This window comes from uncultured Campylobacter sp., assembly GCF_938030815.1.
In the GTDB taxonomy this organism is placed as follows: Bacteria; Campylobacterota; Campylobacteria; order Campylobacterales; family Campylobacteraceae; genus Campylobacter_B.
The window spans coordinates 1-23,649 of sequence record NZ_CALHII010000043.1; the positions used below are offsets into that span (position 1 = coordinate 1).

The following is a 23,649-nucleotide window of genomic DNA, read 5'->3' on the forward strand; positions in this document are numbered from 1 at the left end:
GCGACCTGCCGTTTCTGGTGGAAAAAAGCGGTTTGGAGCTGACTTTCGCGCTGGCTAAAGGGCGCGGCCGTCTGTTAAATCCAGTATTCGCCATAGCATGTAATAGGCTACGAAAGAGTTGATCTCATCATCCTTTAACAGATCCGTTCCGTCGATCCCGTAAAGTATGGTGCTGTCGTCGTTAAAATTTAACTCGTCGTATTCGTTGTCGAATACCCAATCGTATTCCCCGCCTCGAGCCCAAGCTTTAAGAATAGACTTTACGGAGTTCGTATCGCTGCTGCTCTCGGTCAAGCTTTGAAGCATAAGCGACATACCGTAACGCCTCTTTTTTGGATCGGGTATCCGGTCTAATACGCTATCGATCGCGATAAATAAATTTTCCTCCTCCATAGTGGTAAGAGTTTTACCGGTTCTTGTGGCCAGCATCTTCATCAACACCTTCAATCTTCGCCTATTTTCAGGCGTAGCCTCGCACATAAACGGATTGAATCCCGTAGATTTTCCGGCGTTGATGGTAATATATTTTCCGCCTGCGCAGATGATATTTCCCATCGCTCCTTTATCTTTATCGAGATAGACGAAAAACGCCTTTTTACGATTATCCGGAATATCGTTAGGAAATGTGCTTTTATTATTAAATTTATGAAGTTGATCCAGCAGAAAATTCATAAGTACCGTCTTACCGCCGCTTGATTGACCAAGAACTAACGTATTGCCGAGTAAAAAATCTCCGAACGTACTGCGATCATAATCGGTTTGATGAAAATTCATATAAAAAGGCTGCTTATTCGGCGTCTTAAAGATAGTGATAGCCTCGCCCCATTGATTTTCATTACGTTTGCCTATAGGAAAATTATGAAAAGCTATCAGACTGGCATAATTTGCCGAGGATATGGTATGAATTCTAGGTCTAATACCGAAATTGGCAGGAAATTGTGCAAAATATGTTGCAGGAAGTGCGATACTAGCCTCCTGGCAGATAAAACCCTGCTCATTAAGACGAGTAGAGATCAAATTAGCATCTTTGGCAATTTTATCCTTATCATCATTCAATACAAGTAACGAAAAATGATAGTCTCCAAATATTATCTCGCCGCTGGAAAGCTCGTCCCTGGCTAGCGCCAGATCCTCTATTTGACTTATGGCGTCGTCCTCGGCCGTGATAAGCCTTTTTTCTTGGAGCTTGATCTTAGCGCCGGCAAGCTTTTTATTGATTGGAACAAAACTTTGAGTGATGATATAATTGACGTCCTCATACATCAATTTATCGATAATGCCGGTAGAACTTACGCTAGGAAAATCTTTGATTTCTATGGCTTTGGCAAAAGTGGATTCCCCGGTATTATGCTTTAGCTGGATCGTATGGGCGGAAAATATCACTTCGTTTAAATTTCCGCTGATATACGAATAGATAGGGGCTTTTGGAACTCTAACAGGATGAAATTTGCCGCTTATCAAAAAATTATAAAACTCGAGCTGCGATGAAAATTTAACCCCGTCTTTCTCATATGTGGTTAGACGAGTAGGCTTAAAAGCGCCCAGGCGCTGATCTATGTTTTGGCAGATACGACGAAAGCTAGATATAACGGCATTTAATTGCTTGATCTTATCCTCTAGCTTAGCACCCTTTAGCGTTACTTTATCCGCCCTTACGATCGGCGAATAGATTACCGTGATAAAAAGCTTATTTTGCTTTAAACTACTCCCCTCAAAACTCTCGTAATATTTGTCGTTTAGACTTTGTAAAAACTCATTGTCAAATTTGCTATCAAAGCGTTCGGATATATTCATCCTGCAGTTGTGAAAGTAAAACGATACGTTTTCTTCTGCAAACTGCTGAAAGAAATTGTTTAGATTATCCTTGTTTACGCCTATGTCTATTTCATTTTCAAGCTCAAACGGTACGCCGGCAACCTGCCAAGTAGCCATAAAATCAAAATCCTTAGTAATTACTATGTCTTTTACCAAAGTCTGATACGGAAGGTATCCGCCGATATGCGGAATTTGATTTAGCCCATTAAGTGGAGTAAGCTTAGGATAGCCGAAATTTACAAGGTTTTTATTTTTCTCATAGGCACTGGCATTATAAGCTTTTGCTCCATAAAATGACCTGCTAAGAGGGTTAGAGAAAAACCTAACCTTAAGCATAATAAGCCTAAAAGCATTATCATCTTTTTTGGTCACCTCTTTCATAACCCAAATTATGACCGGGATAAAAATCAGCAAATAGCGATTTGTAGCAAAAAAGATTAGCGTCAGAGGCACTACGGTAAAAATAAGAGGCAATATAGGTACACCCGCAATAGTTGCGGGTCTGGTCATCGCCTTATAGACGAGCTCCTCGTTCATATTCTACCTTTTATTTGTGCATAAAGTAGTTGACGATCTCCGTAATTGAAATGAGTGCTATAAGTGCTATTGCGGGCTTTGAGAACTCTTGTTTCCAATCTGCACCGCCCGAAGCTACTTTGATAGTCGCAAAAATAGCCCATACCGCGATTGCAACGCCGCCGAAGGTATAAGCCCATGTTCTAACTTCTGTTAGAGCGCTAGTTGCTTTATTAAGACCTCCGATAGCAAATGCACTATCCGGAATTACGGAAAAAAGTAAAGCTATCAAAAATAGCTTAACCATCTGAGACGATAGTTTACTAGCGCTCTCGTTAGTAAACACTCTTGAAAAGCCTAAGCGCATTTAGACTCCTTTTTTTAGAAGTAAAGCGTAAATTTTAATTTACTTTATAATTTTAATACAAAGTAAATTAAAATAAACTTAAGTATATGAGATAATAGAAATTTTAATATTGAAATAATATTAAAATCTTATTTTTCCCCGAGAAAAACTTTTTATCCTCTAAGCCTACGATTTTTTACTTCTGCCCTCCAGTAAAATATTTTTTACGCTCATTAAATCTATATTCTTCTAACCCCTTACTTGCATTTTCACAATTTTTGTGCATTTTGCTTCCTTCTTCTATCTTATCCCAATCGCAATTCTTTTCTACCTCTTTAGCTTCCTCTATATGCTTTTCATAGTATTCTACCGTCATAACTTTTATATCATTAACTGATTCTTTGGCGTTTACGCAATTCTTATAGGAATTGCTCCCGTCTTTAAGGGTATTGAAATCGCACTTTGCCAAAACCTCTTTGGCTTCGTCAAGATGAGCGTCGTAATACTCCTTAGTCTTTACCTCGGTATCGTCACCGCAGCCTACTAACAAAGCAGCCAATGCAAGTGCACCTAAAAGCGTCTTAGTGTTTTTCATTTTATTCTCCTTGTTGAAATTTATCGGTATTTTACTATTCGTTTACTTTAAAAAATTTGAAGTATTATAACCTACCTTACCTTAATATAACTTAAATTAATGTGCTTTACGTTACATTAAGATATTTCACATCTTTATTATTGAAAATTTTATACCTCTCATCCGCATATGAGTTTTGATTCAAAAAATAGAACCTACAGGCAAAACCTTTTGTTTTTTATAACCCATCTGAATTAGATAGTTTTCGAAGTCATTAATATCCATCGCATCTTTTAACTTAATTACCTTATATCTAGTTTTTGTTTGGGTATAGTCGTCCTCCGCAACTAGATCGGACACGAATGATATATTATCATTCATCATCATAGCTCTGGTTGAACCCCCTACTAAATAAAAGATGATTTCTGATGCATTTATTATCGCTTGCTTCTGTGTTTCGAATAAAACACAAGCGAAAAAATCCTTGTCTATTTCTCCTGGTTTATACAAATTCTCATATTTGCAGATATTCTTAAAATTATATCGCTCATTGCAAATTCCAAATTTTATTCCATTTCTAACAAAAGATGATCTTACCTCAATTGTTTTCCCGTTATTAAGCAATAAATCTATTTGTGAATTTGAGCTATTAAATTCTGTAAAAGATACAGTAGCATCTCCGAAAATTCTATTTATATATACTAACCAGCCATATTCTGCTAAAATACCGCCCATAGCATCAAGAATAAGCCTATCGTTGTTTCTTGTTACTTCCGAATGGTTCGCAGCATAGGGATTTACCTTTGAAGCAAACTCAGTTGCTTTATCAATAAGCCATTGTTTATTTTTAGCTGTATTTTGAAAAGCAACCTTAACAATTTTATAAATCTTATTTATATTACTACGATTCGGTGGTGTTTGACATTCTATTATTTGATAAGAAAGTGGCATAAAAACTCCTAATTCATAATCTGTTTTTGTTGTATCAAAATTCTCGAATACATACGCTTACCGTTTAAATAAGCTCTGTCTAATTTTCCATTCCAAGATTTTTTTGCCAAATCTAAATTACCATCCTTAACATAAAAATCCATACCTAATATTTCGAATTGAGCCGGATTATATTTTTCTAAAAATGTCAAAGGCACGCCCATGACGCCTAAATAATCCATTGGAATATTTTTTACTTTAGACACTTCAATAGCTATATAATTATCATATTCTAAATGAATATCGGGTTGATATTTTGTCTCTAGCAAGTAAAAATTCCTTTCTTTATCCGTTTTTAAATTTGTAAACCAGTATGATCTAGCGGCTTCCGATAATAAGCCATTTGGCCTTTTAAACCAACGAATGCAATTATTACCTATCCACATTTTATTTTTGACAATATAAGAAAAACAATTTTTATAGCTTATGGCATTACAGTTTCCTATAATGAGAAATTTTTTATTATAATTAATCAATATATCTATAAACGCTCTAAAAAGCGAAAATGGCGGGTTGGTTACAACAATATCGCTCTTTTTTAGTAGCTCTATGCTCTCTTTGTTTCTAAAATCTCCATTATGAGCAACTTGTTTACATTTTAGTCTTTTATCGTTATTTTGAACGGCAATATCATAATTTTCAATGTTCCGCTTAATTTTTACAACATTTGTATTCTTTGCATTATTATAACTTATGGCAGTAATACTATCGATACCCAATTTATCAAAATTTTCCGCAAAATACCTCACGAAATTACTCTTTTTATAATCATCGCAGTTACATAAAATCTTTTTTTTATTAAAAGCACTTTTATAGTTTGCCAACTCCAGCTCTATATCTTTTATTTGTGTGTAAAATTCATCATCTTTCTCTTTAAATGCTTTATTTAATTTAGTATTTTGAGTCATATTTTATTACCTATCATTCATTGCTCGTAAGCACGATATATCGAGCGATATTTTCGAAGCGGCCTGCACGAACACAACCGCTGCATTCGAAACTCTGCCAGTGGGCGCGGATCACATTTGCTTTGACTTGCATGTTTTACCTTTATTTTAATGTAGCTTAATATATCTTAAAGCAAACTACATTAAGTTACATTATAATTCTCTATCAATTGATTTTAAATCGTTATTGATACTTAGATCCGCTTTGCCTGATTTTTCGTTTTTAATACTTGAAAGATACCTTTTGCTGCGATTTTTCAATAAATTCTCCGCATTCTCTAAAACATTCCGAGCGTGCGGATCTTTAATTTGAATCGCGCTTTTTACACTCTTAAAGCCTTTTTCGTTTTCAAATTTAATCCTCAGGGTTTCTTCCAAAATCAAAGTTTTTCTAGATTTTATCATGGTCTTTAAAAAATTCTTATGATTATTCGAGATATAAGGCGTATTGTCCACTATCTCATTTATCTTTTTAATGTCTACTCTCTGTGTTATTCTTTTCAAAGCCTCGATACAATCGTTATCAGTAGTAGTTTTTAAAAAGTTAAACGGATTTATCTTAACGCCGTTTTTCCGTATAGCGGAATTTGGAAAAACGTAAATTCTTTTTTCTATCTCCTCTTTACTATTCATAACGTTCTTAAAGCCCTCCTCACCCATTTGCGGATACAGACATGAGCCGCAATCAAAAATAGGAGCCGGCTTACAATTTGCGTTAGTGGGATCAACTAAAAACCCCCAATTACCATTATGTCTATCGAAATTTCCAAGCAGAGTGTCGCCTATAAACATATCCCAAAAAAATTGCTTGACTTCGGCCTGGTCTATATTAAATTGAACCTGATTGTCTATGGTATATAAAATATCGTTAAGCTCGGTGCCGTATCCATTGCCAGAACTATCTATAACGCTATTTTTTAGCGAAGCAAAATCAAAAAAATCAAATCCGCCTTGCGTAAAATCCTTGCAGGCTACAACCACTTTATCGTTAAATTTTCCAAGAATCGTGTCTTGAGCGTCTAAACCTAAGCTTTTAAAAATATGACAAGATATGTATTCGCTAAAACAGCTATTGGTGTATGAGATCGCACTGTTTTTTGAAGGCTTGGGCGGAAATTTAAGCATATAAAGCTCGTCATTATAAAATATGGAAATTTTACTTCCGTTTGCGCCGCCGTAGGCTTTATAGTGCCTTTTGCAGTTCGTAAAATCTATCTCTTGCATCTATATTCCTAAATATTTCTCTCTAAGAAAGTCAGCGAGCTCTTTTGAAATTTCTCCGCCATGCTGCGAGGCGTTTATAGAGCCGTAAAGCTCGCCCCAATAAATATCCAAATGTAAGGTGTCATTTTTAGACTCACATTCCAACAGATCCCTTATTCTTTCCTGGATATCAAGAGGTAGTGTTCGTTCATCTAAAGCCGGCTTTTCCAAAATTTACCCTTTCTTTTTAGTTGATACTTAAAAGTAATTTTATCTTACTTTACCTTAATATAAGATAATGTAAGATATATTAAGTTACTTTACGCTTTCATCTCTTAAAAACTTTTCAAACTGTTCATAATAATCAAAAAATTGTTTATCCATAAACTCGCCGCCATTTTCAACTCTGCTGTCCTGGATCGAAAATATTACCATAAACTTTTCGTCCTTTTCATCAAATTTTATGCTTTTGACCCGATAATTGTAAAATCCTCTTCTAAAAGCGAAACCTACGGAGCCCAGAACCCTCTCTTTCATAAATTTTCGCTGCTTTATGATCCCGATTTCTTTCATGATGCGTTCATATCCCCCATTTGAAAACAGCAGCCTAATCACTTTAGCAAATCTTCTACTAGGAAAAAATTCTCTAAAATTGTTCTCCCTGTCTACAAATTTGCCCGTGCTAGTGATGACTATATCGCAGCTCTCCTCTTCTAAACCTAAAATTTTAGCTATTTTCGTTTTGTCTTGGCCGAAAAATAAAGATCTGTTGGCATAGTATTTTCTTAACTCTTGCATAAATTTTAGATAGCTCTCATACTCTGCTATCTTTTTTACCTTGTAGTGCACTTCGCTGGTTAGCTTCTCTTTATCAAAGATCTCAACCTCCGGTGCGCCGTTAAGCTCAAGGAATTTATTACTTTCACTAAACGAGCGCAGCGCTAGTTCCATATCGGTTTCGCTCCTGGTTTTAAATTTTTCCACAAAATCAGACGCAAACCCCTTAAACGCTATTCGCATATCTTTTGAAAAAATTTCGACATCCTCGAAGTTTAAAACGCCTTTTAGCTCGGGTAGAACGATTTTATTAAACATTATGCTTTTCGTTAGGAATTTTTTAAAGCCATCCGGCAACTCTTTTTTTTCAAGATCAAATTCAAATATGGCCGAAAGCTCTTTGACATCTAGTTCTATGCGCTCAATATAAAAATCATTGCTTGAGGCGGAATTTGCAAAATTTTGAATATGGCTAATGATATGCTCGTAAAAATGTAGCGAATATTTGCTATTGAAGGCGTTTATACTTTGAATTTCTAACAAAGTGTAATCGGATCTTTTAAGCCCGGCAGTTACAAATTCGCGCGTAAAACCAACTTTAGCCATTCCATCCTTTCCTATAGTAGGTGTTAGAATAAAATTTATAACTTTGAAAGAGATCCATTTGCCGGTAAATTCATCCTGATAGTCGCGCAAAACGTATTGAATTTGGGATAATTTTTGTAATGATTTCTCAAAGCGCTTTCGCCAATTTGGATCATCGTTGGGATAAAAAAGCTTAAAATTTAAGGAGTCAAATTCCGTGATAATATAATCTGTCGTAGGAGCGACGTCGCTTGTCTTAATCAGCCAACGAAGCATCTTTATCAAAAAATTTATTACCTTTAGATCGTAAACGCTTAATTTCTTAATGTTACTCTCCGAAGGCATCCCCAATATTAGCGGGTTGGCTTTTCTGATATGGGTATTTTTATCGTTATTATCCATAGGCTCCTACCTGCCGTTATTTATGTTATTTTATTTAAATTTCATTAAATCTTTAATTAATGGTCATAATTTTATTATAGAGATCATTAATAGAAACTTAAATTTTCATAAAATTATATAGTTTTTAATATTGATTCAATATTAAAAAATAAAATATTTAGTATCATTGATGTTTAGAGTTTCGGAGATGTTTTCGGGGGTTACGGGTGAGCCCGACAGGCCGCAAAATACCAGTACATGGGAATTCTTTAAAATTCATAAATTTCCCGGCCATAAATTTTGAACCCAGATCGAAGCAAAAGGCAGAAAATTTTTGTATCTAGACTCAAATTTAAAGGTTTTTGATATGTTTTTTGGCAAAATACAAATTTGTCGGCATAATAAATTGATAATATATATTAAAGCTACTCACTCAAAACCCCCGAAATGCTCACCTAAAACCCCCGACGAACTCACTCAAAACCCCCGAAATGCTCACCTAAAACCCCCGAAAATTTTCTGCGTGAATACACGGCTAAAATTACCATAAAATCGAATGAAGAACATGTGAATAGCTCAGGTTATTCACACCCCCTAATAATATAATAAATTTATATAATAAATTTAAACGCTGCCGCTGAATTTTTTTCGAAAAAAATTGAAAAATCAAGTTCAAATTTTTAATAAAAATTATCACAAAAAAATTTCCAGTTTTTTATGATAACTTCCTTTTGGAAAAACAAGTAAAAGAAAATAGTATTGTTGACAACAAAACTGAAAAAGGCTATAATCGATTACGAAATTTATGTGTTAAGGACGTCTCATACTATTGTTGAGGAAGCGTCCTGACACTTTTGACATAAAATTAATATTTTTATTATAAGGAACATATTATGCAACAAGAACTTATAGGCAAGAAAACACCGTTTAACTCCATTTTTAAGCCTCTAAAGACTGCAGTATTAATAGATCTATCATTTTTCTTAAAACGTTATAAAACGATATTTAACGTTTCTGATCCAAAAGATATGGCAAAACGACTAAGACACTACGTGTACAAATCCGTTATGAAAAATAACGACTATCTGTATAGAATATTCATCTACGATTGTGAGCCCTTAGAAAATGAGACTTCACTGCCAGTGAGCAGAAAACAGCTAAATTTAAAAAATACACAGACTTTTAAATTTAGACAAGAGCTCTTATCGTGCCTAAAAAAACAACCATATTGCTCTGTTAGATTAGGATATTTTGATACAAATTTTATACAGTGGAAATTTAAAAACTACACAACTTTAAAAAGACTTTTAAGTGGAAAAATTAAGCTCGAGGATTTAAAAGACGAAGATTTTACTTTAGACGTAAAACAAAAGGGCGTAGATATGAAAATCGGCCTAGATATGGCAACCTTAGCCAATAAAAGGCAGGTTGAAAAGATTACTTTGATCACGGCCGATAGTGACTTTATTCCAGCGATTAAACTGGCTAGGAAAGAAGGAATAATAATTCAACTAGACCCTATGCAAAATGGCTACGTAAAACAAGAGCTGCTTGAGCATCTGGATATGTTGTCTTCGATTTTTCCAAAGAATGAGAATGAAATAGATCCGGATATGGATCCAGATCTTTGAAACAAAGCATTAAAAATTAAAGGTCATTTATTCTTTTAAAATTTCCTTCATGCGCTCTTGAAAATACCTAGGATATTGATTCATTATTTTCTTAACTGTTTTCTGGTTTTGTTTTAGTGTGTCTATAATATTATTTTTATCTTTTAATTCTAAAGATGCGGCAAGATCTTGAGCAATAACACGATCTGAAAAACCAAGCTCATAAAGATCGATAGCGGTTTTGGTAGGCAAACCATATTTTAGGCACTTTTGGAAAAACTGAAAATATTTTACTAACCTGCCTGATTCTTCTCGATCCAACATTCCTACAAATTCGAACAATGCACTCACAAGAAGAGTTGCGTCATAGGCAAGCCCACCCTCACATATATCAATAATATTTTCGATTTTGACTTTTCTTGGCTTTTTCCCTTCACCGAGCTTACATTCACTTGCGTCGGCAATTCGATAAAGTTCAAAAAATGGAGTTCCCAAAATCCACTTTTTTGTAATTTCTTTGAGAATATCTTTTTTGTTAAATTTACGAAAAGCTTCATTGTGAACATATTCCATTATTAACGGCCACACCAAATTAAAAACTTCATCTTTATTTTGGATAGCAAAAAGTTTATCGGTGTTATCCTGTACCCACTTTTCAATTATTTGAGCATCATTGACACCATAGAGTGTTTTACTAAATACTATTCGCCGGTTGGTATTAGTAATATTTACCAATATGTTTTTTGCTAAAAGTTTAAATAATTCTTTAATCTGTTCTTTTCCATCATTGTCAGCCAAAAAGTATGCCAATGTCTGTTCTGCCAACTCGACAATTCCTGCTTCTGTTAAGCAATTATCAACAGTATCCCAGTTAGAGAGAATAAAACCTTCGATGGAGGCAAGAGCTAAGCTAAAAAATTCGAATTGTGGTTTGATTATATCGACCGTGAAACCGTATTCACCGTATTGTTGAACAATCTCATTAATCTTTTCATTTAGAGAATCCCACCCATTTATATAATTCTGAACAAAAAGTGGTATATCTAATTTTAACTGATGTTTCTTTTTATCTTTTGAATTAGCTTGGTCGTTCCAGATAGTCAAAGGAATTAGTTGAAAAAGACTGCTTGTGCATTTCTCTGACATGGTTGGATCAAGTAGCTCTTTAACTATATTCCACCGCCAACTATTTTTTCGATTATGTCGATTGTCATACACAATAGGGTCGGTAAATAAAACACTACCTTCAGTATGTATTCCTGCACGACCTGATCGGCCAATAAGATTATGAAAATCTCTAACTTTGATATGTTCCTTACCCTGATAAATGCTGGCAACAATGAGATACCGGATTGGGAGATTTACTCCTTGTGCCAAAGTAGAAGTACAAATAACAAACCTTATGAGATTTTCACGCATAGCATATTCTACTGCTAATCGAATACCGTGTGGTACATTGCCGTGATGAGAAAAAATTCCGTATATCGCACTCTTGGATGCAAAAGCGCTATCACCTAGATTTTTAATATATAAATTAGCTAGTCGCTTAACTTCCTGCGCGTCTGAAAAATTTACCGGCAAGGCTAATGATACTTCTCGTTCAATAATATCGATGGCCTTTTCACAGATATTAGCCGCTGTTGATTTCCTTCCACAAAAAATAGCAACGCCGCCGTTTTGAACCAATTTAAAACCAAGATATAGTGCGATAGCCTGTCCATCATTCTTTTCAGGGAAAAAACGGATAGTTTTTTCCCTTTTTTTACTCTTGAGGTTTAATTTTTCAATTACCCTTGGAACAAAAAATCCACTTTGGTCGATGTTGTGGCTGTCAACATACTCAATCTTTCCCAACCGATCAAGCCAACTAACAAACCCAACCGATCTGAAAATAGACATCAGTGCCGTACCTTCGACAACGTTGGGTTTCCCGTTTAGCCATTCTCCAACATCTTTTGCATTACTAATGACCGCTGAAATCAGCACTTTTTGTATTCCTTCAGGAATTATGGATCGCAGCGATGCTAATAGCAGCTCATATGTAATACCTCTGGTGCCGCTGTCAAACTGGTGACATTCATCAAAGATCAGAAGCCCAACGTTTTTAGCTAATTCCGGAGCATGTCGAAGGATGTAGACTAATTTTTCTGGAGTTGTAACCAAGATTTGTTGTTGTTTTAGGAATTTATCAATTTCAAAATCGGTTTGTAAAACATCGGTTAACTCATTTACTTTGATATTTTCATTGTAAAACGCTTTGGCAAGGTTATTGTTGATCTCTTGACACAGCGCTAGGAATGGGGCGATGATAATGGCCAGTGATGCGCGCTTGGCTAGAAACGCACTTCTAAGGATTAATTCTATTGCTTTTGTTTTGCCGGCACTAGTGGGCATTTGAATGATGGTAGACTTACCTTTAAGAACATCGGCTTTCCCCAAAAGGTGTTGTGCAGGCCAGAGTTCTTTGATAAATGAGTCTTTTTGCAGTGCATGTACCCACTTCTTTTGAGGTAATCCGGAATATAATGGCAAAGCTTTCCATGTAGAATTTTCTAACTTTTTTCTTATGACAGCTACGATCACATCGCCAAATAAAAGTTGTCTTGGCAAGCCGAATTCATAGATAGCATCTCGCAGTTGTGTAGTTAATTTGAAGAGATTTTCTTCGCCGTTTCCATCCTTAAAAAACTGGGAAACCGATTTTGAAATCTCGTCGATTAATTTACCGAACGGTCCTTTAGTTCTATCAAAATAAGTTCTCGTATCGGCATTTAACAACCAGAGCAATAGATTTTCTAAACCATCACTATTCAAATCTAGACAGTCACCATCAATGCTCTTCGCCAATACCGACGCGCTTCCGGGAAGATCGCACAGGTAATAGGAGGCGGAACCCAGAAGTGCGAGGTAGGGATTAAGTGTCTCGTTCAGCTTTGACTGGAGGTAAGAGTCGAAAAAACGGGCGGAAAATAGCAGATTGGTTTTTAGTTTTACAAGAGAATCGGGAGTTACTTCATTTCGGTTGATCGCAGCGGCTAGGTCGCCCAGTAAACCAATCGAGATGGTGAAGAGCTTATTTGGATGTAGTGATAGATCTATTTCTTGGTATTTTTCAGGTACGTGGTACTCAATCATCTTAGCTTTTGATCGAGTAATACCCAAAAGATGAACGGATTTTTTATCAGGCCTCATCCGCAGCCCTCCTGTAGAGCTTGTGGACAAGCTCCATCATGCCGGGTCCCTTGATAACCAAGAGGACTAGACTGTCACGATTTGGGTGAGGGAAGAATTCCTTTGATTTTGCTGATTTGGGGATTTTACTACAATCTGTTGAAGCCAATTCTTTCTCGTCGAAATATTCATCTGAAATAATGGTGGCAGCACCATAATTTTCTTTGTATGGAATATCCACGGGATTTTGAAATCTTTCGATTCCTTTAGCCTGTTCGTTTTCTTTTTTTTCCAAGAGTTTTTGTTTAATAAAGTTCAATGATTCATCTATTCGAATATGATCTTTGGCGGAATCATTAATAGCAATTTGTAAGCGATTGATCTTGGAGGTGGAGAATTTTGTCTTCGACTCGAAAACAAATAGCACGTCTTCGGCGGAGGATTCATTGTTTTTTTTATGAAATCTAAATCCAATAACATCGCTGCCCTTAAGTGACTCATCCCGAATAGCTTTAGATGACCATCGCACTCTAGGTACCCAGCAATCAAGAAGCCATTGCAGGTAATCGGCAATTAATATTTCTCCAAAGTCTCCCGCTCTAATTCCTGGTCCGAGTTTTGATGTTTCACTTGGAAATTTGATATCGATAAGATAATCCGATCGCGAACGTTTGCCTCGAAGAGAATCTATCTCGGTATCTAGACAATAATGATTTCGAAAGTATTTTGCCCAAGCTGAGAGCGTTTTTTCATCTTTTTCATAACGGAATTCCCAAATCTCAATTTCCTTACCATCAATAGTTTTCAATCGTTTGCCAGTGTCGATCAGCCATTGAATGTGTTCTGGAGCCGATATGTTTATTTTTCCCATAGATTTGTGGTCCTATTACAAATTTATTAATGTGGTTATTTGCGTTTATAAGATGATAATTCTTTAAAATCCTTTTTCTTTTTCGTAGAAAATATATCTTTTAATAATTCCGGATACTTTTTTCTTTGTTTATTAACTACTGCTTTTATACATGCCTTGAGGTCTTCTTTATCATCGAATTTATTTCTATTTTTAAATATATTTATTATTGCAGTTAATAATAAATTATTTTCAATATTTATCATTTTAGTTATTTGTGGTAAAAATTTAAGTAAAACATTTTCCACGTATTCTTTTCCCAATAAATTCATATTTGATAATATATAAATAGTACAAAAATATAGTTTATTTTCATCTGGTTGTAAATTTGTATTGTCGGTAGATATTGGTGTATTTGCAACCTCAGAAATTATATTTTTTACTTCGCTAACAATAAACATACTGGAATAATACATTCTCATCAAATGTAACATTGCTATGCTACTTATTATTTTTGGCGGCTTTTCTATTTTAAGAATTTTTTGGAAAACGAGGTTAAAGTCATCTTTTAAATTTAAAGAATTGTTTATCGCATTTTCTATAACCTTGCTTTTTATACTGCTTTCTGTCATCCAACCGTACTGCAGAAGCTTACCTAAAAACATTATATTTATATTTTTTTCAAATCTATCCTCTATTTTCTCTATTTTATTATTTAATTTTTCCAAATCTTTTTTATTTATTTTTGTTTTTAAACCAAAATAAAAATAAGTAACATCTTCCCATAGTCCATCAGAAGTGTATAAATCAAATAAAATATTGAATTGCTCATTGTCTAATTCCTCATTGTTATCTTTAAAATATAAGGCTATAAAATAATCTAAAAATGATTTATGAGAAAAGGATACGTTATCTTTTTCATCAATTTTAATTAATGATGTTCTAGCAATGGTGTTAATAAAGTCATTTTTATTTGTTATAAAACTATATTTTTTACAGAATAAATCAATACATTCTTCAAAATCACTATTTGTTACTATGACTTTATCTTTTTTAAAAAAACAGTAGTATGCGAAATCGGCTAAAAAATCTTTTTTTATTTTTGGCTCGAAGAGGTTATCAATATTAACATCGGTTGTTTGATATTCACCAAAGATTAGGCTAACGTATCTATTATATAATTCTGTAATAGACGCTGGAATTTCATGTTTTTCTTTTACAACGTCTATTAAAAGTTTTAATGCTAATGGATAAAACGGTATTTGTCCTTCAAGTTCATTTATACTTTTTTCTATAGTAGTAATTACCACATTGTTATTTTTAATTATTCTTTTAATAAGAGATATTGCTTGGTTTACACCATATGGCAAAAGTTCATAATTTTCATATTCAGATAAAAATTCTATTATTCCATAGTTTGTTCTAGATGTAAAAAGTATATTTGCACTATTTTTCCTTTCGTATAAGTAGTGTTCAATATTGTTTTTTATCTCATTCCTCGTCTCTTTATCTACTTCGTCTATGCCATCTATAATAATTAAATTTGGTTTTAAAGTAATCATATCATCGTAAAAGGATTCCACGGCCCTATAAAAATCATTCGATGAATATTTATTAATAAAATCAGTGGCTCTAAAACACACCGGCAAGGTAAAATCTTTTTTTTCTTCTAAAAGAATTTTGCCTGAGTTTTCTTTTAAAAAGTTATTTATAAATACAAGTATCATCTTAAAAACCAAAATGGACTTTCCAGAGCCAGCATCGCCTGTCAATAAAAATTTCTTTTTAGTTTTTGAAGTTAATATTTTTAGAAAAGAATCAAGGGTCTCTTTTTTACCGAAAATTTGATCACTTATTCTATTGAGAGTATTTTTATCATTATCACTTACTATGAGATCTTGCCTACTTCTTGTGTGCTTTTTAATGTTCGGTTGAATAAAATACTCATCATCGTTATTATCTCCTAAAAATTGTTCTATTTTCTTTATACTATCCAATAATAAAACCTCTGCGCTATTATTAAAGAAAAACTCCGGATAAAATTGTTCAAATAAATTTATTAATTTTCGTGTATCTATAAATTTAGTATTGTTTTTATAAGGCATTTCATCTATTTCATATAAAATTTTTTCTTGAGCACCATTCGTAATTGTCCCAATATTAATGATACAAACATCTGAAATTATAGCCTTTTTATATCGATCACCTAATTTAGCTGGTATCTTAAAGGCTTGCTTAACCTGTGTTACTATTTCTGTTGTTTTTCCAGATGCTTTGCCGTCTAGTTTTTCTAAAGCTTTCACAACGAATGCTGTATATTTTCTGTCTCCTAAAGGATCGGTGTATTCCATAACAAGGTCTTTACCGTTTTCGTTAGCACCTTGTAAAATCTCTATATACGTATCGTCATCGTGGTGCATCTTTTTTAAGAGTTTTTCCAAAACATAGTGAAATTCGTTTTCTTTGCCTATAAATTTGTATAGTAATTGTTTCTTAATGGAGTAATCTAAATCTTTTGCTTTTTTATTAAAATCTGTCATAAAAAGTCCTTTTTAAAAAATGGGATATTTTAATATAAAAACCATAAAAAAAAACATAATTGTAGAGATTCCTAGTCAACACCCGCGTTCACTTTTTCTAAAGATTTTTATATCCTAATCTAATTAACTCTAGATGTTATAAGGCTACGTCGGTGTAAATTTATTTTAGAGTTCAGTTTTTTAATTTTACCGCTGTTCTATAGGTGAGAAAAGGGGAAAAACTTAAAACATTCTTGATTTTGTAAAATTTTGCGACCTAAGCTATAGTTATATATTAAGCACATGTTAAATATATATAGTATAATATTGTAAAAATAATCTATGAAATCCCTATCAGTAGAGCCAACTTTATTTTTATTTCCTCCAGCTCATTTTGCGAGACTTTGGCTTTGTATTCGGCTCTCCTAGCGTTCCAATCAAGGCTTTTTACTTGGTCGCTCAGGGCTATGCTCTCTTTTTCCCCTTTAATCGATATTTCAAAAGGGTAGCCTTTTATTTTCGTGCTCAAGGGCACGCATATAAGCAAGCCGGTTTTTTCATTATAGGCTTTTGGTGTTAAAACGACTGCCGGCCTACGTTTAGCCTGTTCGTGTCCTGCCTGTGGATTAAAATCAATCCACGCTACATCTCCTGTATCCGGAATATAGTTCATACATTTTCCTTGCCTACCGCAATACCGGTAGAGATTTCTCCATGCAAGTTTTCTTTCGTAATCATATTCAAAAGCGCCATTAAATCCTGCTCTTTCGTTTTGACGGGTTCTATAATAGCTTTACCGCTCTCAACTTTAATATTTACATGATGCCCCGGTTTAATACCCAGCTCCTGCAAAATAGAGTTTGGCATCCTGAGACCTACGCTATTTCCCCATTTATTTAAGACTACTTGCATTACTTATCCGAATACTTCAAAATTTTAGTAATTATACATTGTATAATCTTATAATAACTTTAAACATATAAAATGCGAAACAAAATAGATCAGACGGCTAAAGTTGAGAATTTCCTAAAAATTTTAAAATGAGGCTTTGCCCCAAAACCCCATCAGTAAAAAAGAATGGACTAGTAGAAAGAAATTTTACAAATTCCATAGGGATTGTAAACCCAGCACTTAATTTTACTTCTTATCATTTGAGGCAAAACGCCAATCTATCACATACAAAATGTTATTATTTTTATTTTTAAATTCTATGTGATTGGCACCTTCGTGGAGAGATGGGTCATAACCTATCTCTTTTCTTAGCTCCTCGTTGATTTCACAAACAAGCTCTTTTCTATTTTTTCTCGTTATTCGAGTTTTTAGAGTAATTATAGTTCCATATTCGCCCCCAACCCATATTTCCCATCCATCCACCGGGTCATATCCCACAGGCCTATAATTTGGGTCATCCGCGATTAAACCAGGATTATGCTTGCTTGAAGTTATTTCGTAATCATTTATTTCATTCTTTAAATCTAATGCTTTTTCCTTAGATTTCAAAAAATTATCATACACAAAATCTACTATGGGCCCAAATTGCTCTTTTGTTAAATACTTATAATCATCAATACGCTCTTCTTCTCTTTTTTCGCGCTTTAAAGCATAAATTTTATCGACAAGATGCTTATAGTTCTCATCGGTAGCTATTTCGCAAAAACGCCTAAAGATAGCATTTTTTGCCCTACGAATAATAGCCCAAAAAATACCAAAGGTTGGTAAACCAAGAACGACTATTACAGCTATACCAAGTATTACACCGTAGTCAGCATCGCCATAAATAATCATCACAAAAAAAGAATAAAATATCAAAGCAAGAAATAATAACATAAGGTAGTATATTCCTCTCTTAATATCCTTGTCTATTTTCATTCCTAATCGTATTGTTTTAAACATTTTCTATCCTTTCTAATATCATATTTTAGCACTTCTACCGAAGCTCTATATATTTTTATTTCTTTCTCAATGTCTTTAAGAATTTTAACCATTACTCATTGCCCTTTCAAAATCTTTAAGTCGCCTAGCACGCATTTCTTCACATTTATCATCTCCCTCATAGGATGATAAATCCACTATAAATACTACTGGCACATAAATTTTACTAGGTATTTTTCCGCATTTTGCTAATAATTTCGCCAATACCGTTCTGTGGTGTCCATTTACAATATAGCCCTTTCCATTATATATAATCAGCTCCCAGGCATAATTTTTACTAGGGTCTTTTTTGTCGTATAATTCTTTTAAAAAATTCTCGTCATCTACGTCGTGTTCTTTAAACTCACAACTTCTTTTTAAATGTTCGCATACTTTTCTAAAATCAATATTTTGATAATCGGAATGATAAGTCCCAATAATATCATCAACATCAATAAGATAGTTTTTTACTCTTTTGGTGGGAATTTGTAACCTATCCTCTATTTCTTTGGGCGGAGATTGAAATTTTTCATCTAAAAAACTATAATTTTTCGCCGTTTCTACTTCCATAACATCCAATAATGTCATATTTTACTCCTTCTTAAATATTTAAATATGGTATTACTTTGCTTTTTCTATAATGGATATAACTTCTCCATCAGTAGGATAAATACCTACAACATAACATCCATTTTTCTTAACAACCACACAATCTCCGTCTTCAACTACCATATTGGACGAGGCTTTGACGAAATACTTTTCAAGCGTAGCACGATCACAGCTTCTTAGAAACCGCGCCAAATTTCGGCGATAGCTTCCATCTTTTGATGAATTCTAACTAAGCAGAGTATTGTAAGGAATACCCGTAATTTGCGATACCTCTTTAAGTGTTATATCTTTCTTTTTTTTGATAGGAGCATCATATACATCATTTACTTAAATATTTATTAAAAAACATAAAGTAGACAGGAAACAAGGTGAAATATGTATTATTTACATAATTTAAATATCATTATCGAATTTATAAGATTTTAGAACTCAAGCTATATAATTCATATATTAAGTATATACTAAACATATATATAGTATAATTATCAAAGATTAAAAAGGAAGGCTAGAAATTTCAAGCATAGAGAAATTAATTAATAAGTTAAAAACGAGTCCTCAAAATGCAAGTTTTGATGATTTGGACAAAATTCTAACCTATTTTGGATATGAGCGCAGAAACAGCGGCGGTTCGCATTTTGTTTATCGTATGAAAGGCGCACCGACGCAAACGCTTCCGCGCCAAAAACCGATGAAAATTTGCTATGTTAAAGACACACTCAAAATTTACGAAGAGTTGAAAGGAAAATAAAATGAAAAAAGATTTAAATTATTATCTGAATTTGCCATACGAGGCAATTGTTGTGCGGGATAGGAATTTCGACGACACATATTACTACTACGCATACTACAAAGAGTATAAATTTATTAAAGGCACTGGTGAAAATGAAGCGGAAGCTATCGCGGATCTAAAAGAAGCTTTTGAGTGTGCTTTAGTTGAGATGCTAAAGGACGGCGAGAAAATCAAGGAGCCGCATTCATCAATCGAAGATAAGACTAAAAACTATGCGATTACAATGAAAGAAAATATTATGCACGAAATAGACGATGCTGCAAAACAACTTGGAATTTCCCGTTCAGCATTTTTGACTATCTCTGCGAAAAACTATATACAAAATTTACTATAAGCCTTAATATAGTTTATTTTGTAGTTTTTTAAAGATTTTCATAGACATCTTTTCTATGCCCTATCCTGATAACGAGTATTTTTAACTGCTCGTTTTCCTTGCAATAGATGACCCTGAATACTCTAAACCTAAGCCGGTATAAGTTTCTTTTGGACTTTAGCTTTTTAATCTTACCGCTAGCCATGAGCGATTTTTCATACTCCGGTGAAAAACGATCTGCGAATTCTTGTATTGAACTTAATATCATCTTTGCATCAACTTTATCTAAGCGGGCAAGCTCTTTTAAAACCTGTTCGTTGTATTCAGTCCGCCATCTCATCTACCAGCCTCTCCATCTCTTCAGCAGAGATAAATTTAGACCCGTCATTCAACCTTTTTTCTGCTAAGCACAAGTCAATATAATCAAGATAATATTCCAAAGCATCGGCAATAATGCCGCTTCTACTTTTCCCAAGTTCTTGTGAAATATCATCCACCTCTTCCTTTAGATAAGTATTTAGCGTAATACTTATCTTTACAGCATTTGTTGCCGTATTTGTCATCGATTTGCTTTTGTCCATTGTCATTGCGTTCGTCCTCTTCCTTAAAAATTAGTATATAATAAAGTAGGATAAAAGTCAATACTAATTGGAATACTTTTATCTATATTACTTTATATTTTTGATTTTTGCTGCTCGCTTGGTAATTTAAGAATTCACTAGAATTTAGCAAAATTTTAGCGAATTCTTAAGTAAATTTAGCTACTTTAAGCTTTGAAAACTTAAATTTGATAGAATGCTTTTTATGAAAAGCCCAAAAATAGATATCTTTTATCTTTAGTTATTGAAAAGTATCATTTTCGTGTTTTTTAATCAATTTTTTTAATTTTTTGAGAAAGCTCTATTTCTATTACTTGACAAAATTGATTTGTCGGCATAACTTTTATATATGATTCCTCTGATAGGTAGATCCTGGTTATTAAAATATTTCCTTCTTCTTTTTTGAGGGTATAAATATTTTTATCACAAACACACGTTCTCATCGGTATGCACTTCGCTGCCTCTTGAGATAAATTTACTAGCTATACACGACTTAGTTCTATTGGATTTTCGCTTCTTAAAATAAAAGTTCTCGTGCGATTTGCTCCGATACCGAATTCGTTTCTTTGCCTAAGCGATATAACTACTCTTTTATTAGGCTTGTATGCCTTTCTACGATCTATTCTTTTTTCTAACCTATTTCTAGGGCGGATATAGCCGTTAACATATACGCCGTCTATTTCAACTACGCCTTGAAACGGTTTTGAACTATCATAGTCCATTAAGCTTTCGCGAATTTTATGAAGTAATACCCATGCGGTTTTGTATTGAACGTTTAAGTCGCGAGAGAGTTGTAGTGCTGAAATTCCCTTAGCGGCATTAACGAATATCGCAATGGCGGCAAGTATAGTCTGAAGCGGCAACTTATGTCCGTGAAAGATCGTGCCGTTAGTAACGCTAAAGAAACTTGCGCACTCCTTACATTTAAACTGTTTGCGAGAGGTTATGAAGTAAATTTTGCCGCTACTGCCGCAGCAAGAACACACGGGCTTACCATTGGTTTCAAACCAATGAACTTGCCTAAAAGTTGCGATAGCTTGAAAATCATTCATCTTTACAATTTTAATAAGAGATAGAGAGATAGATTGCGAGCTTCGGCCGATAGTAGAAAGTGTTGCGCCGTATCTATTTCCTATATTTTTATAGTCATATCATACATATATATCAAACTTATCTTAATTTTACTACATAATAATGTAATAAATTTCTAATTATATATATTTTTTAAGAAACATTAGCTATACTTATGCTATAGAATAAATTTTGAAGGCATAGAAATGAAGTTGGCTCATGTTTTATATAAAATCCACAAGCTCATAGAAGCCAGAGAGCTGCAATCTATTACGCAAAAGGAAATGGCAAGACGTTTAAGCGTTTCTGAACGCACTTACATAGAATGGCTTAGAGAGACCAACGAACCCATAGCAATGAAAGCCATACTTGATATGCTTGCATTATTAAAAGATGATGATATAATTCAAGTCGTCCGTTCATGGGAATTTAATAAGGATAAAAATTAAGTAGACACAATGAATCAAATTTTTTATAAAAGTTCAAATTCTATGGATGAAGTAGATAGTAATAGCGTCAAGCTTGTTGTTACTTCACCTCCATATTTCAATATTAAAGATTACAGCAGTAATGGCACGCAAGATAGACAACATTCAGAAATTAACAAATATGATATTGGAAACATTACTTCTTACGACGACTATATAGATGCGATGTTGAACACTTGGAGAGAATGCGAAAGAGTGTTAGAGCCAAATGGAAAGCTATGTATAAACGTTCCCTTAATGCCTATGCTAAAGAAGGAATTGAACACTCATTACAATAGGCATATATTTGATTTACATAGTGACATACAAAATTCTATTCTAAAGAATACCAATTTATTCCTTATGGATTTGTATATTTGGAATAGAACAAATACTACAAAAAAACTTATGTTCGGATCATACCCGTATCCAACTAATTTTTATGCTCAAAACACTAGCGAATTTATTGTTGTCTTTGTTAAAGATGGAAAACCTAAGAGAGTTTCGAAAGAGATAAAAGAACAATCAAAACTAACGCAAGATGAGTGGACCGGTTTTACAAAGCAAATATGGGACATCCCTATACCCAATAAAAAAGATATCGCATTTGGCGAACATTCTGCGATAATGCCCGAGACTATTCCATATAGATTAATTAAGTTATTTTCCTTTGTAAACGATATTGTTTTAGATCCATTTGCAGGTAGTGGAACAACACTTAAAGTAGCAAAAGCTTTAAACAGGCAATATGTTGGCTACGAAATCTACAAACATTACGAGAAACTTATAAATGCTAAATTACAATCAAATATATTCGCTTGATGTTTTTGATTTTTTAAATGTTTTGCCGGATAATAGTGTCGACCTAGCCATTATTGATCCTCCGTATAATTTAAAAGTGGCTGATTGGGATACTTTTAAAAATCAAGACGAGTTTTTAAATTTTTCATATAGATGGATAGATTGTGTTTTACCCAAACTAAAGACAACCTCCAGCCTTTATATATTTAACACTCCGTATAATTGTGCACTATTCCTCAATTATTTGCAAGATAAAGTCAATTTTAGAAATTGGATTACTTGGTATAAGAAAGATGGCTTTTCAAATTCAAAAAGAAAATACAATACGGTTAGTGAAACAATACTATTCTTTACAATAAGCAATAGTTATACTTTTAATGCCGATAATATAAGAATACCTTATGGAAGCACAGCTCGTATAGAGCATGCAAAGACTAAAGGTATCTTAAAAAATGGCAAAAGATGGTTCCCTAACCCAAACGGAAAACTATGCACTGATATATGGGAAATAGTATCGCAAAGGCATAAAGAAAAAATAAATGGGAAAGTAGTTAAGCCTACCCATCCCACAATAAAGCCCTATGAACTCATAGAAAGAATAGTTAAAGCAAGTAGTAATGAGGGCGATACTGTATTAGACCTTTTTGCCGGGAGCGGTATGGGATTAAAAGTTTGTTCTGATCTGCAAAGACTTTATCTCGGAACAGATTTAAATTATTAAAAATATTGCTTTTTTAAATCGTCATAGGTCAAAAGTTGAGATACATTGTAGCAATATGTTGGATTTGGCAATTGTAAATTTAG

General features: G+C 33.7%; 23 protein-coding genes. 5 read left to right on the plus strand and 18 right to left on the minus strand.

The genetic code is table 11. The annotated features are described in order from the left end of the window. Window positions 1-54: 54 nt before the first annotated feature. The 8 genes from Q0277_RS01245 to Q0277_RS01280 all read right to left on the minus strand — a co-directional run bounded on the left by Q0277_RS01245 (window position 55) and on the right by Q0277_RS01280 (window position 8,155). Window positions 55-2,352, minus strand: coding sequence for a VirB3 family type IV secretion system protein (locus Q0277_RS01245; protein WP_297994736.1), 2,298 nt, complete (start codon window positions 2,350-2,352; stop codon window positions 55-57). A 10-nt stretch (window positions 2,353-2,362) separates the two neighbouring features. After that, on the minus strand, window positions 2,363-2,698 hold the full coding sequence (locus Q0277_RS01250) for a hypothetical protein (RefSeq protein WP_297994738.1): 336 nt from the start codon (window positions 2,696-2,698) through the stop codon (window positions 2,363-2,365). 175 nt (window positions 2,699-2,873) lie between these two features. Continuing rightward, window positions 2,874-3,272: an EexN family lipoprotein gene (locus Q0277_RS01255; protein ID WP_297994740.1), complete on the minus strand. Its 399-nt coding sequence runs from the start codon at window positions 3,270-3,272 to the stop codon at window positions 2,874-2,876. Window positions 3,273-3,452: 180 nt separating this feature from the next. Then, window positions 3,453-4,202, minus strand: a complete 750-nt coding sequence (locus Q0277_RS01260; protein ID WP_297994743.1) for a hypothetical protein — start codon at window positions 4,200-4,202, stop codon at window positions 3,453-3,455. A gap of 8 nt (window positions 4,203-4,210) precedes the next feature. Then, window positions 4,211-5,149, minus strand: a complete 939-nt coding sequence (locus Q0277_RS01265) for an adenine-specific methyltransferase EcoRI family protein (protein ID WP_297994746.1) — start codon at window positions 5,147-5,149, stop codon at window positions 4,211-4,213. A 192-nt stretch (window positions 5,150-5,341) separates the two neighbouring features. Beyond that, window positions 5,342-6,412, minus strand: a complete 1,071-nt coding sequence (locus Q0277_RS01270) for a HipA domain-containing protein (protein ID WP_297994749.1) — start codon at window positions 6,410-6,412, stop codon at window positions 5,342-5,344. Continuing rightward, window positions 6,413-6,622, minus strand: a complete 210-nt coding sequence (locus Q0277_RS01275; protein ID WP_297994751.1) for a hypothetical protein — start codon at window positions 6,620-6,622, stop codon at window positions 6,413-6,415. Window positions 6,623-6,706: 84 nt separating this feature from the next. Further along, a complete protein-coding gene (locus tag Q0277_RS01280) occupies window positions 6,707-8,155 on the minus strand; it encodes a RepB family plasmid replication initiator protein (RefSeq protein WP_297994754.1) in 1,449 nt (482 codons plus the stop codon). 872 nt (window positions 8,156-9,027) lie between these two features. On the opposite strand from Q0277_RS01280, the gene Q0277_RS01285 reads away from it, so the two are divergent. After that, a complete protein-coding gene (locus Q0277_RS01285) occupies window positions 9,028-9,765 on the plus strand; it encodes an NYN domain-containing protein (RefSeq protein WP_297994757.1) in 738 nt (245 codons plus the stop codon). Window positions 9,766-9,792: 27 nt separating this feature from the next. On the opposite strand, the gene Q0277_RS01290 is transcribed toward Q0277_RS01285, so the two are convergent. From Q0277_RS01290 to Q0277_RS01320, 7 genes are all read right to left on the minus strand, one after another. Then, entirely contained in the window at window positions 9,793-12,936 is a 3,144-nt protein-coding gene (locus Q0277_RS01290; RefSeq protein WP_297994759.1) for a DEAD/DEAH box helicase, read from the minus strand. Further along, window positions 12,926-13,786 (minus strand): Hachiman antiphage defense system protein HamA, encoded by an 861-nt coding sequence (locus Q0277_RS01295; protein ID WP_297994762.1) that lies wholly within the window; start codon window positions 13,784-13,786, stop codon window positions 12,926-12,928. Before Q0277_RS01295 ends, Q0277_RS01290 begins: the two co-directional genes overlap by 11 nt. Window positions 13,787-13,821: 35 nt before the next feature. Continuing rightward, complete coding sequence (locus Q0277_RS01300) at window positions 13,822-16,305, minus strand: hypothetical protein (protein ID WP_297994764.1); 2,484 nt, start codon at window positions 16,303-16,305, stop codon at window positions 13,822-13,824. 319 nt (window positions 16,306-16,624) lie between these two features. Continuing rightward, window positions 16,625-16,957, minus strand: a complete 333-nt coding sequence (mazF, locus tag Q0277_RS01305) for an endoribonuclease MazF (RefSeq protein WP_297994767.1) — start codon at window positions 16,955-16,957, stop codon at window positions 16,625-16,627. After that, complete coding sequence (locus Q0277_RS01310; protein WP_297994770.1) at window positions 16,954-17,196, minus strand: AbrB/MazE/SpoVT family DNA-binding domain-containing protein; 243 nt, start codon at window positions 17,194-17,196, stop codon at window positions 16,954-16,956. Before Q0277_RS01310 ends, mazF begins: the two co-directional genes overlap by 4 nt. A gap of 225 nt (window positions 17,197-17,421) precedes the next feature. Next, window positions 17,422-18,177 carry a hypothetical protein gene (locus Q0277_RS01315; protein WP_297994774.1) on the minus strand — a complete coding sequence of 252 codons (756 nt, stop codon included), beginning with the start codon at window positions 18,175-18,177 and terminating at the stop codon, window positions 17,422-17,424. A gap of 84 nt (window positions 18,178-18,261) precedes the next feature. Beyond that, on the minus strand, window positions 18,262-18,783 hold the full coding sequence (locus Q0277_RS01320) for a hypothetical protein (RefSeq protein ID WP_297994775.1): 522 nt from the start codon (window positions 18,781-18,783) through the stop codon (window positions 18,262-18,264). A 770-nt stretch (window positions 18,784-19,553) separates the two neighbouring features. Between Q0277_RS01320 and Q0277_RS01325 the strand changes: the two genes are divergently transcribed. Continuing rightward, entirely contained in the window at window positions 19,554-19,928 is a 375-nt protein-coding gene (locus Q0277_RS01325) for a type II toxin-antitoxin system HicB family antitoxin (protein WP_297994777.1), read from the plus strand. Window positions 19,929-19,956: 28 nt separating this feature from the next. On the opposite strand, the gene Q0277_RS01330 is transcribed toward Q0277_RS01325, so the two are convergent. The 3 genes from Q0277_RS01330 to Q0277_RS01340 all read right to left on the minus strand — a co-directional run bounded on the left by Q0277_RS01330 (window position 19,957) and on the right by Q0277_RS01340 (window position 21,558). Then, entirely contained in the window at window positions 19,957-20,247 is a 291-nt protein-coding gene (locus tag Q0277_RS01330) for a type II toxin-antitoxin system RelE/ParE family toxin (RefSeq protein ID WP_297994780.1), read from the minus strand. Next, a complete protein-coding gene (locus tag Q0277_RS01335; protein ID WP_297994783.1) occupies window positions 20,231-20,488 on the minus strand; it encodes a ribbon-helix-helix protein, CopG family in 258 nt (85 codons plus the stop codon). The genes Q0277_RS01330 and Q0277_RS01335 overlap by 17 nt, the downstream gene beginning before the upstream one ends. A gap of 500 nt (window positions 20,489-20,988) precedes the next feature. Further along, a complete protein-coding gene (locus tag Q0277_RS01340) occupies window positions 20,989-21,558 on the minus strand; it encodes an IS1595 family transposase (RefSeq protein ID WP_297994786.1) in 570 nt (189 codons plus the stop codon). A 225-nt stretch (window positions 21,559-21,783) separates the two neighbouring features. Between Q0277_RS01340 and Q0277_RS01345 the strand changes: the two genes are divergently transcribed. From Q0277_RS01345 to Q0277_RS01355, 3 genes are read left to right on the plus strand one after another with little or no spacing between them, the layout of a single operon-like run. Next, on the plus strand, window positions 21,784-22,026 hold the full coding sequence (locus Q0277_RS01345) for a helix-turn-helix transcriptional regulator (RefSeq protein ID WP_297994789.1): 243 nt from the start codon (window positions 21,784-21,786) through the stop codon (window positions 22,024-22,026). Window positions 22,027-22,068: 42 nt separating this feature from the next. Further along, entirely contained in the window at window positions 22,069-22,866 is a 798-nt protein-coding gene (locus tag Q0277_RS01350; protein WP_297994831.1) for a site-specific DNA-methyltransferase, read from the plus strand. Further along, window positions 22,835-23,566 (plus strand): site-specific DNA-methyltransferase, encoded by a 732-nt coding sequence (locus Q0277_RS01355; RefSeq protein ID WP_297994790.1) that lies wholly within the window; start codon window positions 22,835-22,837, stop codon window positions 23,564-23,566. The genes Q0277_RS01350 and Q0277_RS01355 overlap by 32 nt, the downstream gene beginning before the upstream one ends. The last annotated feature ends 83 nt before the right edge of the window (window positions 23,567-23,649 follow it).